The following is a 13,979-nucleotide window of genomic DNA, read 5'->3' as shown; positions in this document are numbered from 1 at the left end:
GAACAACTCTCCCGTTCGGCACCACCCACCATGACACAAAGCACATAAAACGGTCATTCGAGAACCGTCTGGGCCGCCGCCCGAACAGGCCGCCTCAGCCGACCCCTGTGACTGCCGCCCGAGCCCGCCGCCGGAACACCCCGTCCGTCTCTCCTCCCTCGGAACATGCAGAAGCCCCGACCGCCCCCGCAAGGGGGACGACCGGGGCTCGGTTTCACACCGGACCACGCGGGTCAGGCGGCGACGACATCCACCGCTTCCGCGGGCGCCTTGATGGTCACCCGTCCCGTCGGCACACCTGCCACCGACGTCACGGAGACGGAATTGAGCATTGGCCGGACCGGTACAGGCACCGGATCACTGGCTGCTGCCGACTCGGCCAGTTCGGCCAGCGACAGCTCATCGCTCACTTCACGCATGAGCTCGGACATCCGTACGTCAAGCGCGTCGCAAATGGCGGAGAGCAGCTCGGAGGATGCCTCCTTCTGCCCCCGCTCCACCTCGGAGAGATAGCCGAGCGAGACTCGGGCGGACGAGGAGACTTCGCGCAGAGTACGGCCTTGGCGCTGGCGCTGCCGACGCAGCACGTCACCAAGCAGGCGACGGAGCAGAATCATCGGTGGCTCCCTCCTCGGACCGCGTAGCCGCATCCTTCACGCCCCACCGTACCGCCTCGCGCCGCGGCCGTGCGGGGAGCGATGTCGTGTTCACTCAGGGCTGCAAACATCAATTCCCCCCGTTCTGTTCCGTATCCTGTGCCCTTGCATTCTTGCCGAGTTCGGCGGAGAGCAGCTCGAGCACGCTCCGTACGCTTTCTCTGCGGATGTCCGCCCGTCCGCCGTTCAACCTCAGCTCGGCCATATTCTCCACGCCGTCCGGTCCGGCGACCGCGACGTAGACCGTGCCTACGGCCTTGCCGTCCTGCGGTTCGGGGCCCGCGACCCCGGTGGTGGCCATGCCCCAGTCCGCCCCGAGAACGCGGCGCACACCGGCTGCCATCTGCCGCGCCACCTCCGGGTCGACCGCACCGCGCTGCGTCAGCAGAACGCCGTCCACACCCAGGACATCCCGCTTCAGGGGCGTCGCGTACGCCGTCACGGAGCCCCGGAAGGACTGCGAGGCACCCGGCACGGAAGTCAGCTCCGCCGCGACCAGACCGCCGGTCAGCGACTCGGCGACGGCAAGAGTCTCCCCCCGCTCCACGAGCAGCTCCAGCACCCTGGCCGCGGCGGTCACCGCTCGGCCTCCGCCGAATCACGGCTTCCCGTGGCGCCGGGGACCGGTCCCGGGCCCCCTGCGGCCGCCGCTGCGGCGGCCCGTTCGGCCGCGAGCCCCTTGCGACGCAGTACGACGGCCTGACGCACATAGTCGAGCCCGGTGACGACCGTCAGCACGACGGCCACCGCCATCACCCAGAAGCGCAGAGTGGCCAGCGGGCCGGTCAGCGCCAGGACGTACATCCCGACGGCCGTCCCCTGCGCCAGAGTCTTCATCTTCCCGCCACGACTGGCCGGAATCACCGCATGCCGTATCACCCAGAAGCGCATCAGCGTGATGCCGATCTCGCGGAAGAGGATCACGCCCGTGACCCACCAGGGCAGATCGCCGAGATACGAGAGACAGATCAGCGCCGCGCCCATGATCGCCTTGTCCGCGATGGGGTCGGCGATCTTCCCGAAGTCGGTGACCAGGTTGTAGGTGCGCGCCAGATGACCGTCGAACAGATCTGTGATCATGGCGACGGCGAAGGCCGCCCAGGCGAACGACCGCCAGACCGGGTCGTACCCGCCGTTGTGCAGCAGCAGCAGCACGAAGCCGGGCACCAGCACCAGCCGCAGCATGGTGAGCAGATTGGCGATGTTCCACAGGCTGGCCTGATTGACGGCCGCAGTGCCCAGCTTGCCGCCGCGGACCGGCTTCGCGCCGGAGCCGCCTGCCGCGGATGCCGGGACTCCCGTCATCTGGCCGCCTCCACGAGTTCGGCACACTCGGCCACCAGATCCACTCCTTCGGTGCCCACAACCTTTGCCTCGACCATAAGGCCGGGTACGAGGCCCTCGCGTGTGGTGAACAGCACCTGGCCGTCCGTTTCGGGTGCCTGGTGCGCCGCACGCCCCACCGCGCCGTCCTCGTCGTCCACGGACTCGACGAGCACCTGGAGAGACTCGCCCAGGCGCTCCTCGGCACGCTGCGAGGTCAGCTCCTCGGCCAGCTGCGAGATGTGCGCGAGCCGCTCGGCGATGACGTCGGCGTCCAGCTTGTTCTCGTAGCCGACGGCCTCGGTGCCCTCCTCGTCGGAGTAGCCGAAGACACCGATGGCGTCGAGCCGGGCGCCGGTGAGGAAGCGTTCCAGCTCCGCGAGGTCGGCCTCGGTCTCACCGGGGAAGCCCACGATGAAGTTGGAGCGGGCACCGGCCTGCGGCGCCTTGCTGCGGATGGTGTCCAGCAGCTCCAGGAAGCGGTCGGTGTCGCCGAAGCGGCGCATCGCCCGCAGCACGCCGGGGGCCGAGTGCTGGAAGGACAGGTCGAAGTACGGCGCGACCTTCGGCGTCGAGGTCAGTACGTCGATGAGGCCGGGCCGCATTTCGGCCGGCTGGAGGTAGCTGACCCGGATCCGCTCGATGCCCTCGACGTCGGCGAGCTCCGGCAGCAGCGTCTCCAGCAGCCGGATGTCGCCCAGGTCCTTGCCGTACGAGGTGTTGTTCTCGGAGACCAGCATGACCTCCTTGACGCCCTGCTCGGCCAGCCAGCGGGTCTCCTGCAGCACGTCCGAGGGGCGCCGCGAGATGAAGGATCCGCGGAAGGACGGGATGGCGCAGAAGGAGCAGCGGCGGTCGCAGCCGGAGGCGAGCTTCACCGAGGCGACGGGGCTGGTGCCCAGCCGCCGGCGCAGCGGCGCCCGCGGCCCGGAGACCGGCGCGACACCGTCGGGGAGGTCCTCGGGCGCGGGGGCCGGCTCGGCCTCCTGGGCGTGCCCCGGCAGGGACACGACCGCGTCCTGCCGCTCGGCCGGGCTGATAGGCAGCAGCTTGCGGCGGTCGCGCGGGGTGTGGGAGGCGTGGATACCGCCGTTGAGGATGGTCTGGAGGCGGTCGGAGATATCGGCGTAGTCGTCGAAGCCGAGGACACCGTCCGCCTCGGGCAGGGCCTCGGCGAGGTCCTTCCCGTAGCGCTCGGCCATGCAGCCGACGGCGACCACGGCCTGGGTCCGGCCGTGGTCCTTCAGGTCATTGGCTTCGAGCAGGGCGTCGACGGAGTCCTTCTTGGCGGCCTCGACGAATCCACAGGTGTTGACGACGGCGACATCCGCGTCGGAGGCGTCCTGGACGAGCTCCCAGCCGTCCGCTGCCAAGCGGCCTGCGAGCTCCTCCGAGTCCACCTCGTTACGGGCGCAGCCAAGAGTGACAAGGGCGACGGTACGGCGTTCGGGCATGGGCTCAAGACTACTTTGTCCCGGCACTCGCCCTGCCGCGCAGGGTTCCACCGTTACACCGAGTAACAAATGCGGCGAGCGCCCGGCGGAGTTGCCGGGCGCTCGCCATGTTGTCGATGCCGCCTGGGGAGACGGTGCGTGTACGGATCAGCCGACCGCCGGGTCGCCCTTCGTGTACGAGAGCCGCTCGACCTGGCCGGGCTGGAACTTGTCCTCGACCTTCTTGCCGTTCACGAAGAGTTCGATCGAGCCGGCGTCCCCGAGGACGAGGTCGACCCGCTCCTGGTCCTGGAAGGTCTTCGTCTGGCCCTGCAGCAGCAGACCGTCGAAGAGCAGTCGACCGTTGTGGTCCTTGGCGGAGATCCAGCTCTTGCCCTGGTTGGCGTTGAGCCGCACCGTCACCTTGTCCCTGGGTGCTGCGGCGATGGCGCTGTCGGAGGGCGCCGGCTTGGGATCGACGGGCTTGTCGGGCTTCGGCTTGGGGCTCTTCGTGTTGGGTGCCGAGCCCTCCGCGAGCTGGGTGGCCGTGGGGGTGTCGTCGCCGCCCTTGACGAAGGTGAAGCCGACGAAACCGACGACGGCGACGATCGCCGCGACCATGGCCGCCGTCCAGTTGGGCCGACGAGGTTCGGAACGGATTCTCTCGGCCTCGAACAGCGGTGCCGCGGGCGTGGGCGCGGGACGGCCGCCGTGCTCCGCGTCGTACTGCGAAACCAGCCGTTCCGGATCGAGCCCGACGGCACGCGCCAACGTACGGATATGGCCGCGCGCGTACACGTCGCCGCCGCAGCGGGAGAAGTCGTCCTCTTCGATCGCGTGCACGATGGGGATGCGCACCCGGGTGGACGAGCTGACCTCTTCGACCGTGAGACCTGCGGCGATGCGAGCCTGCTGGAGCGCTCGACCGATCGAAGGCCGGTCGTCTTCGGGGGAGTTGCCGATGGACACGGGGGCGCCTTTCGAGCGTGAGCCACCTGCTGGGTGTTCAGTCTAGGGGGGGTACGAAAGGGTGGGGCAACCGGGAGGAAGGACTTTGTCCTCCATCGGACTCGAACACCGTCCGATTCCCCGGACCGTCCCGGGAAGGACAATTCTGCCGCCCCTCCCTCCAAGTTGACGTACGACCCGGCCAAACGGTTGCCCGTACTTCACCTACGGAGCGGATTCCCCGCGGATCAGTGCCAACACCCCGTCCAACTCCTCGGGTTTCACCATGACGTCGCGGGCCTTGGATCCCTCGCTGGGCCCGACGATGTTCCTCGACTCCATCAGGTCCATCAGCCGGCCGGCCTTGGCGAAGCCGACCCGGAGCTTGCGCTGAAGCATCGAGGTGGACCCGAACTGGGTGGAGACGACCAGTTCGGCGGCCTGGCAGAGCAGATCCAGGTCGTCGCCGATGTCCTCGTCGATCTCCTTCTTCTTGGCGGTGCCGACCACCACGTCCTCGCGGAAGACCGGCGCCATCTGATCCTTGCAGTGCTGGACGACGGCCGCGACCTCGTCCTCGGTGACGAAGGCACCCTGCATACGGGTGGGCTTGTTCGCCCCCATCGGCAGGAACAGACCGTCACCCTTTCCGATGAGCTTCTCGGCACCGGGCTGGTCGAGGATGACCCGGCTGTCGGCCAGCGACGAGGTCGCGAAGGCGAGCCGGGAGGGCACGTTCGCCTTGATCAGACCGGTGACGACATCGACCGAGGGCCGCTGGGTCGCGAGCACCAGGTGAATACCGGCGGCACGGGCCAGCTGGGTGATCCGGACGATGGCGTCCTCCACATCGCGCGGAGCGACCATCATCAGGTCGGCGAGCTCGTCGACGATCACCAGCAGATACGGGTAGGGCGAGAGCTCGCGCTCGCTGCCCTCCGGCGGCTTGACCTTGCCGTTACGGACGGCCTGGTTGAAGTCATCGATGTGCCGGTACCCGAACGCGGCGAGGTCGTCGTACCGCAGGTCCATCTCCCGTACGACCCACTGGAGTGCCTCGGCGGCGCGCTTCGGGTTGGTGATGATCGGCGTGATCAGGTGCGGAATGCCCTCGTACGCGGTCAGCTCGACGCGTTTCGGGTCGACCAGCACCATCCGGACGTCGTCCGGGGTCGCCCGCACCATGACCGAGGTGATCAGGCAGTTGATGCACGACGACTTGCCGGAACCGGTCGCACCGGCCACCAGCACGTGCGGCATCTTCGCCAGGTTGGCCATCACATAGCCGCCCTCGACGTCCTTGCCGAGCGCGACCAGCATCGGGTGATCGTCCTCGGCGGCGTCCGCGAGGCGCAGCACGTCGCCGAGGTTGACCATCTCGCGGTCGGTGTTGGGGATCTCGATGCCGACGGCGGACTTGCCCGGGATCGGGGAGATGATCCGGACGTCGGGACTGGCGACGGCGTAGGCGATGTTCTTGGCGAGCGCGGTGATCCGCTCGACCTTCACCGCGGGGCCGAGCTCGACCTCGTACCGCGTGACCGTCGGTCCGCGGGTGAAGCCGGTGACGGCGGCGTCCACCTTGAATTCGGTGAAGACGTTCGTCAGCGCGGCGACGATCGCGTCGTTGGCGGCGCTGCGGGTCTTGCCGGGGCCACCGCGCTCCAGCAGGTCGAGCGAGGGCAGCGAGTAGGTGATGTCGCCGGAGAGCTGGAGCTGTTCGGCGCGGGCCGGCAGCGGTTGGGACTGCGAGTCGGGCACGGGCTTCGTCAGATCGGGCACGCCGCCCGAGGGTGCGGGCTGCTTCCCTCCTCCGGAGGAGGCTTCGCCCTCCCGGGCGCCGGGGACCGGCGTGCCCGGACGCTCGCGCTCGGCGGAGACGCCCTGGGTGAGGTCGGCGACGACCGGCGAGGGCGGCATGCCGTTGAGCACGGCTCCGTCGAGGGCTGCGGCCGCGGCGGCCGCCACGTCCACCGCGTCCATGGTGCGGTTCATCGCGGGCTGCACGGAGGGCCTGCGCGGCCGACGACGCTTGGAGAGCGCATCGGCCTCGGCCTGCTCGGGGTCGTACTCGGCGGGCGCTTCGGAACGGCGTGCCGGGGAGCGACGGGAGCCGGCGGGAAGCTGCTCGCGCCACTGCTCGTCGTAGCGCTCGTCGTCGTTCTCCTCGTCCGTCTCGGGGTCGTACTCCGGGTGGAGAAGGCCCAGCTTGGTGCCGAGCAGCCGCAGCCGTTGCGGGATGGCGTTCACCGGGGTGGCGGTGACGACCAGCAGCCCGAACACGGTGAGCAGCAACAACAGCGGTACGGCGAGGACCTCGCCCATCATGTAGATCAACGGCTTGGAGGCCGCCCAGCCGATGAGCCCGCCCGCGTTCTGCATCGCCGTGGTGCCGTCGTCCCGGCCGGGCGATCCGCACGCGATGTGGACCTGCCCGAGCACCCCGACGACGAGGGCGGAGAGCCCGATGACGATGCGGCCGTTGGCCTCGGGCTTCTCCGGGTAGCGGATCAGCCGTACGGCGATGGCGCCGAGCAGTATCGGTACGAGCAGATCGAGCCGGCCGAAGGCCCCGGTGACAAGCATCTCCACCAGGTCGCCGACGGGTCCGCGCAGATTCGACCAGGTGCCCGCAGCGACGACCAGCGCGAGCCCGAGCAGCAGCAGCGCGACGCCGTCCTTGCGGTGTGCGGGGTCGAGCCCCTTGGCACCACGCCCTACGCCGCGGAACACCGCTCCGACGGCGTGGGCCGCACCGAGCCAGACGGCGCGCGCCAGGCGGTACACACCGCCGGTGGGCGACGGGGCGGGTTTGGGCGGGGCCGCCTTCTTCGCCGCCGCCTTCTTGGCGGGGGCCTTCTTCGCGGGCGCGGTCTTCTTGGCGGCGGTCTTCTTCGCGGGCGCGGCTTTCTTGGCCGGCCCCGCGGTACGCCCGACGCGCTTCGCGGTGCCCGCCGTGCCCTGGGAACCCTTGCCGGACGTACGTGAGGCCATGGTGCCGAGGTTACCGGTGTCGACGGCCGTGAACACGTGCGACTGCCGCTTCACCCGACCGTGTCGCTGTACAGGGGCCGCAAACTGACGCGACCTCACCGCCGATCGCCCTGTTCCCGGGCCGTCGAACGCCGGAGCGGAAGGGGCAGTTGGGCCGACGCTCCGGACAACCGCCCGCCCCCGGCCGGAAGTCGCGCCGCCGGACCGCCGCGAACCCGGCCTTTCCCGTGCTGCGGATTCGCGACGGTGCGGCTGCGGCGTTACGAGGGCAGGGCGGCCGTGCCGCTTCCGGTGCCGGGCTCCAGGGCGTCGAGCGCCCGGCGCAGCCCGGTGAGCTTGCGCTCCAGATGGGCGGCGGTGGCCACCGCCGCGGCGTCCGCCGACTCGTCGTCGAGCTGCTTGGAGAGCGCCTCGGCCTGCTCCTCGACGGCCGCGAGCCGCGCCGAGAGCTCGGCCAGCAGCCCCGCTGGCTCGTTCTCGTGGTCCGCGCCGCCGCCGTCGCCGTCGAGCTGGAGCCGCAACAGCGCCGCCTGCTCGCGCAGCTTGCAGTTCTTCATGTACAGCTCGACGAAGACCGAGACCTTGGCCCGCAGCACCCACGGGTCGAACGGCTTCGAGATGTAGTCCACCGCGCCTGCCGCATAACCCCGGAAGGTGTGATGCGGACCATGATTGATCGCGGTGAGAAAGATGATCGGGATGTCCCGGGTCCGTTCCCGCCGCTTGATGTGCGCGGCGGTTTCGAAACCGTCCATGCCCGGCATCTGGACGTCCAGCAGAATGACCGCAAAGTCGTCCGTGAGCAGCGCTTTGAGCGCTTCCTCCCCTGACGATGCCCGTACCAGTGTCTGATCGAGCGCAGAGAGGATGGCCTCCAGCGCCAGCAGATTCTCCGGCCGGTCATCGACCAGGAGGATCTTGGCCTTCTGCACCATGGCCCGTCCTCCTCGCCCCGGAATTGCACCGGGCGCCGCCCCAGGGGACGACTCCCTTACGCCGTCCGTCCTTGTGCCGGTCATGGTAGCCGCACCCCGCCCGTCGCCACACCCTGTCACCGCGATGTCACTGTGCACACAGCAGAAACGCGGTGGGGGACCAGAGGGTTCCCCGTACAGCGCCCTCTCACACCCCTGCGGGCACAGTCGATCAGCAACTCATCGCGATTCACTCAGTTAATGATCACTCTCCGCGCATCCACTGCTCCATTACGGAAAGAAGATGATCAGGGTCGACAGGCTTGGTGACATAGTCGGAAGCGCCGGATTCGATCGCCTTCTCCCGGTCACCCTTCATCGCCTTCGCGGTCAACGCGACGATCGGCAGCCCGGCGAACTGCGGCATCCTGCGGATCGCCGTCGTCGTGGCATAGCCGTCCATCTCCGGCATCATGATGTCCATCAGTACGACCGTCACATCGTCGTGCTGTTCCAGGACTTCGATGCCCACGCGCCCGTTCTCCGCGTACAGCACCGAGAGACCGTGCTGCTCCAGCACGCTGGTGAGCGCGAAGACGTTACGGATGTCGTCGTCGACGATGAGCACCTTCTCGCCACGGAACCGGAACGTCCTGCGTGCCGCCGGCTCCTCCTGCCCGGCGAGCGTCCACGGCTCCTGCGGAGCCGCTGGAGCGGTACTCCGGGGCGGCAGCGCGGGCCGCCGCTCCGCGCTCTCCAGGCTCTTGCGGCGCCGCCGCATCAGGCCGGCCGCACCGGCCGAACCCGGTGCCGTGGCCGCCGGGTCGGCACCCGGACCGACCTCCGGCAGCAGCCCTTCCTCGACCACGACGCCATGTGCCTCGATGGGCCCGGGGCCGATCTGCGGGTATCCCTGCGGCGGCAACCCGCTCGGGTGCAACGGCAGATACAGCGTGAACGTCGAGCCTCGGCCCGGCTCGCTGGCCGCGTGGATCTCGCCGCCCAGCAGCCGGGCGATCTCCCGGCTGATGGACAGCCCGAGCCCCGTGCCGCCGTACTTGCGACTGGTCGTACCGTCCGCCTGCTTGAACGCCTCGAAGATCACCAGCATCTTGCTGGAGGCGATCCCGATGCCGGTGTCGGTGACCGAGAACGCGATCAGGTCGGCGTCCGCGTCACGCAGTGAGCCGGCCTCCAGGAGCTGCTCACGGATGGCATTCGGCACATCCTCCTTGGCGTGCCGGATCACCAGCTCGACCGCCCCGCTGTCGGTGAACTTCACCGCGTTGGAGAGGAGATTGCGCAGCACCTGCAACAGCCGCTGCTCGTCCGTGTGCAGTGTCGCGGGCAATTCCGGCGAGACCCGAACGGAGAAATCGAGTCCCTTCTCCGCGGTGAGCGGGCGGAAAGTCGCCTCCACGTAGTCCACCAGCTGGACCAACGCGATCCGGGTCGGACTGACGTCCATCTTGCCCGCCTCGACCTTCGTCAGATCGAGAATGTCGTTGATCAGCTGGAGCAGATCGGAACCGGCCCCGTGGATCGTCTCGGCGAACTCCACCTGCTTCGGCGAGAGATTGCCCTCGGCATTGTCCGCGAGCAACTTGGCCAGAATGAGCAGCGAGTTGAGCGGCGTACGCAACTCGTGCGACATGTTCGCCAGGAACTCGGACTTGTAACGCATCGAGACCGCGAGCTGCTCGGCGCGCTCCTCCAGGACCTGCCGGGCCTCTTCGATCTCGGTGTTCTTGACCTCGATGTCGCGGTTCTGCTGGGCCAGCAGTTCGGCCTTCTCCTCCAGTTCGGCGTTGGAGGCCTGGAGCGCCTTCTGCCGGTTCTCCAACTCCTGCGAACGGTCCCGCAATTGCTCGGCCAGTTCCTGCGACTGTTCCAGGAGCTTCTCGGTCTTCGTGTTGACGCTGATGGTGTTGACGCTCGTCGCGATCATTTCGGCGAGCTGGTTGAGGAAGTCCCGCTGGATGTGGGTGAACGGCTGGAACGATGCCAGCTCGATCACACCGAGCACCTTCCCCTCGAAAAGCACCGGCAGCACGATCACATGCGCGGGCGGCGCCTCCCCGAGCCCGGAGGAGATCTTCAGATACCCCGGCGGAACGTTGTCCACCTGAATGGTCCGCTTCTCCTCGGCGGCCGTGCCGATGAGCGTCTCGCCCGGCCGGAAGGACGTCGGCATCGAGCCCGCCGAGTATCCGTAACTGCCCCTCATGCAGAGTTCGTACGAACCGTCCTTGTCGCTGTCCGGGCCCACCGCGCCGGTGTCGCCGGTCGGCATGGCCAGGAAGAACGCACCGTGCTGCGCGGATACGACCGGAGTCAGCTCGCTCATGATCAGCGAGGCCACATCGTCCAGATCGCGACGCCCCTGCATCAGACCGGAGATCCGGGCGAGGTTGCCCTTGAGCCAGTCCTGTTCCTTGTTGGTCGCCGTGGTGTCGCGCAGGTTGGCGATCATGGTGTTGATGTTGTCCTGCAGGGCCTGGATCTCGCCGGCCGAGTCCACGTCGATCTTCAGATTGAGATCGCCGCGGGTCACCGCGGTGGCGACGGCCGCGATGGCCCGCACCTGACGGGTGAGGTTTCCGGCCATCTCGTTCACCGACTCGGTGAGGTCGCGCCAGGTGCCGTCGACGTCCCGGACCCGGGCCTGGCCGCCCAGCTGCCCCTCCGTGCCCACCTCGCGGGCCACCCGGGTCACCTGCTCGGCGAAGGAGGACAGCTGGTCGACCATTGTGTTGATCGTGTTCTTCAGCTGCTGGATCTCACCACGCGCGTCGATGTCGATCTTCTTGGTGAGGTCGCCCTTGGCGATGGCGGTGGTGACCGCGGCGATCTGCCGCACCTGACCGGTCAGATTGGACGCCATCGAGTTCACCGACTCGGTGAGGTCCTTCCACGTACCGGAGACCCCGGGCACCCGCGCCTGGCCGCCCAGCTCGCCTTCCGTACCCACCTCGCGGGCGACGCGCGTCACCTCGTCGGCGAACGAGGACAGCGTCGTCACCATCGTGTTGACGGTGTCCGCGAGCTCGGCGACCTCGCCGCGCGCCTCGACGGTGACCTTCTTGCGCAGATCGCCGTTGGCGACCGCCGAGGAGACCCGGGAGATGTTCCGCACCTGACTCGTCAGGTTGTTGGCCATCAGGTTGACGTTGTCGCTGAGGTCCTTCCAGATGCCCGTCGCACCCGGCACCCGGGCCTGACCGCCGAGGATGCCCTCGGTACCCACCTCGCGGGCGACCCGCGTCACCTCGTCGGCGAAGTTGAGCAGCTGGTCGACCATCGTGTTGACGGTCGTGACCAGTTCGAGGATCTCGCCCCTGGCATCGACGGTGATCTTCTTGGAGAGGTCGCCGTTGGCGACCGCGGTGGTGACCTCGGCGATGTTGCGGACCTGCATGGTCAGGTTGTTCGCCATGCCGTTGACGGACTGGGTGAGGTCCTTCCACGTACCGGACACCCCCTGTACCTCGGCCTGGCCGCCGAGGATGCCCTCCGTACCCACCTCACGGGCGACCCTGGTCACCTGCTCGGCGAAGTTCGAGAGCTGGTCGACCATCGTGTTGATGGTGTTCTTCAGCTCCAGGATCTCCCCCCGCGCGTCCACGTCGATCTTCTGCGACAGGTCACCGCGCGCCACCGCCGTGGCGACCTGCGCGATGTTACGGACCTGAGCGGTGAGGTTGCCCGCCATGCCGTTCACCGAATCGGTCAGATCACGCCACACCCCGGCCACGCCGGGCACCTGTGCCTGCCCGCCGAGCCGCCCGTCGGTGCCGACCTCGCGGGCCACCCGGGTCACCTGCTCCGCGAAGGCGGAGAGCTGGTCGACCATCGTGTTGATGGTGTTCTTCAGCTCCAGGATCTCGCCACGCGCGTCCACGTCGATCTTCTGCGACAGGTCACCGCGCGCCACCGCCGTGGTCACCTGGGCGATCTGGCGCACCTGCGAAGTCAGGTTCCCGGCCATGAAGTTGACGGAGTCGGTGAGCTCCTTCCAGGTGCCGGAAACGCCGTCCACCCGGGCCTGGCCGCCGAGGCGACCCTCGGTACCCACGTCACGCGCCATCCGCGTCACCTGGTCGGCGAAGTTCGAGAGCTGCGCCACCATCGTGTTGACGGTGTTCTTCAGCTCCAGCATCTCGCCCGCGACATCCACGGTGACCTTCTGCGACAGGTCGCCGTTGGCCACCGCGGTCGTCACCTGCGCGATGTCGCGCACCTGCCCCGTGAGGTTGCGGAACGCCGCGTTCACGGAGTCGGTGAGGTCCTTCCAGGTCCCCGCCGCACCCGGCACCTCGGCCTGACCGCCGAGCCGGCCCTCGACGCCGACCTCCCGGGCCACCCGGGTCACTTCCGAACCGAAGGCCTGGAGCTGGTCCACCATCGTGTTGACGGTGTTCTTCAGCTCCAGCATCTCTCCGGCCACGTCCACGGTGACCTTCTGCGTCATGTCACCGTTGGCCACCGCCGTGGTCACCTGCGCGATGTCCCGCACCTGGGTCGTCAGGTTCCTGAAGACCGTGTTCACCGAGTCGGTGAGGTCCTTCCAGGTCCCCGCCGCACCCGGCACCTTCGCCTGACCGCCGAGCAGACCCTCGCCACCGACCTCGCTGGCCACCCGGGTCACTTCGTCCGCGAAGAGCCGCAGCGTGTCGGTCATCTGGTTGATCGTCTCGGCCAGCTGCGCGACCTCGCCGCGGGCGCTCACCGTGACCTTCTGGGACAGGTCGCCATTGGCGACGGCCGTGGTCACCTCGGCGATCCCGCGCACCTGGGACGTGAGGTTCCCGGCCATAGTGTTGACGGAGTCGGTGAGGTCCTTCCACACCCCGGCCACACCCGGCACGGTCGCCTGCCCGCCGAGCTCGCCCTCCGTACCCACCTCACGGGCGACCCGGGTCACCTCGGAGGAGAACGACGACAGCTGGTCGACCATCGTGTTGACGGTGTTCTTCAGCTGGAGCATCTCGCCGGCCACATGGACGGTGACCTTCCGCGACAGATCCCCCTTGGCGACCGCCGTCGTCACCAGAGCGATGTCGCGCACCTGCGCGGTCAGCCGGTACGCCATGGTGTTCACGGAGTCCGTGAGGTCCTTCCACGACCCGGACATCCCGCGCACCTGGGCCTGACCGCCCAGCTTGCCCTCGGTACCCACCTCGACCGCGACCCGCGTCACCTGCTCGGTGAACGCCGACAGCTGGTCGACGAGGCTGTTGACCGTACGGGCGACCTTCAGGAACTCGCCGCGCAGCGGCCGTACCGTCTCGTCGGACGTGTGCGACCGCAGTTCCATCCGCTGTTCGAGATCACCGTCGGCCACCGCCGACAGCACCCGCCCGACCTCCGAGACGGGGCGTGCCAGATCGTCGACCAGCTCGTTCGAGGCGTCGATCGCGGCGGCCCAGGAGCCCTCGCACGCGCCCGTCTCCAGCCGCTCGGTGAGCTTCCCCTCGCGTCCGACCACCCGCCGCACCCGGGCCAGCTCACCGGTGAGATGCAGATTACGGTCGGCGACCTCGTTGAAGACTGCCGCGATCTCCGCCATCACGCCGTCGCCCGAGACGGTCAGACGCCTGCGGAAATTCCCGTCGCGCATCGCCACCAGGCCCGCCAGCAGTCTGTTGAGTGCCGCCGCGTCGACGTCGATGGTTCCATTGCGCTGTTTCTTCACGGACTGTCCGCCTTTT

Annotated in this window: 8 protein-coding genes; all 8 read right to left on the bottom strand. The window is 68.6% G+C overall.

Annotation, left to right across the window (positions count from 1 at the left end):
• Window positions 1–233: 233 nt before the first annotated feature.
• On the bottom strand, window positions 234–617 hold the full coding sequence (locus tag OG611_RS30735) for a helix-turn-helix domain-containing protein (RefSeq protein ID WP_018105285.1): 384 nt from the start codon (window positions 615–617) through the stop codon (window positions 234–236).
• 109 nt (window positions 618–726) lie between these two features.
• Complete coding sequence (locus OG611_RS30730; protein ID WP_266427554.1) at window positions 727–1,236, bottom strand: CinA family protein; 510 nt, start codon at window positions 1,234–1,236, stop codon at window positions 727–729.
• Complete coding sequence (gene pgsA, locus OG611_RS30725) at window positions 1,233–1,961, bottom strand: CDP-diacylglycerol--glycerol-3-phosphate 3-phosphatidyltransferase (RefSeq protein ID WP_266427552.1); 729 nt, start codon at window positions 1,959–1,961, stop codon at window positions 1,233–1,235. Before pgsA ends, OG611_RS30730 begins: the two co-directional genes overlap by 4 nt.
• Entirely contained in the window at window positions 1,958–3,433 is a 1,476-nt protein-coding gene (gene rimO / locus OG611_RS30720) for a 30S ribosomal protein S12 methylthiotransferase RimO (RefSeq protein WP_266427549.1), read from the bottom strand. The genes pgsA and rimO overlap by 4 nt, the downstream gene beginning before the upstream one ends.
• Window positions 3,434–3,580: 147 nt before the next feature.
• Window positions 3,581–4,381, bottom strand: a complete 801-nt coding sequence (locus OG611_RS30715; RefSeq protein ID WP_266427547.1) for a helix-turn-helix domain-containing protein — start codon at window positions 4,379–4,381, stop codon at window positions 3,581–3,583.
• Window positions 4,382–4,585: 204 nt separating this feature from the next.
• The gene (locus OG611_RS30710) at window positions 4,586–7,354 is read right to left on the bottom strand and encodes a DNA translocase FtsK (protein WP_266427544.1); all 2,769 of its coding nucleotides are present in this window, start codon (window positions 7,352–7,354) and stop codon (window positions 4,586–4,588) included.
• Between the two features lie 260 nt (window positions 7,355–7,614).
• On the bottom strand, window positions 7,615–8,289 hold the full coding sequence (locus OG611_RS30705) for a two-component system response regulator (RefSeq protein ID WP_266427541.1): 675 nt from the start codon (window positions 8,287–8,289) through the stop codon (window positions 7,615–7,617).
• 244 nt (window positions 8,290–8,533) lie between these two features.
• The gene (locus OG611_RS30700; RefSeq protein WP_266427538.1) at window positions 8,534–13,963 is read right to left on the bottom strand and encodes a HAMP domain-containing protein; all 5,430 of its coding nucleotides are present in this window, start codon (window positions 13,961–13,963) and stop codon (window positions 8,534–8,536) included.
• Window positions 13,964–13,979 lie beyond the last annotated feature (16 nt).

Source organism: Streptomyces sp. NBC_01363 (assembly GCF_026340595.1).
Classification (GTDB): domain Bacteria; phylum Actinomycetota; class Actinomycetes; order Streptomycetales; family Streptomycetaceae; genus Streptomyces.
Note: the sequence above shows the minus strand (reverse complement) of the source record. Positions and strands in the feature narration are given on the sequence as shown.

What these genes read in the sequence shown, in the direction of transcription:
- OG611_RS30735 (WP_018105285.1), bottom strand. Translation starts at nt 617, where the DNA reads ATGATTCTGCTCCGTCGCCTGCTTGGTGACGTGCTGCGTCGGCAGCGC.
- pgsA (WP_266427552.1), bottom strand. Translation starts at nt 1,961, where the DNA reads ATGACGGGAGTCCCGGCATCCGCGGCAGGCGGCTCCGGCGCGAAGCCG.
- OG611_RS30705 (WP_266427541.1), bottom strand. Translation starts at nt 8,289, where the DNA reads ATGGTGCAGAAGGCCAAGATCCTCCTGGTCGATGACCGGCCGGAGAAT.
- OG611_RS30710 (WP_266427544.1), bottom strand. Translation starts at nt 7,354, where the DNA reads ATGGCCTCACGTACGTCCGGCAAGGGTTCCCAGGGCACGGCGGGCACC.
- rimO (WP_266427549.1), bottom strand. Translation starts at nt 3,433, where the DNA reads ATGCCCGAACGCCGTACCGTCGCCCTTGTCACTCTTGGCTGCGCCCGT.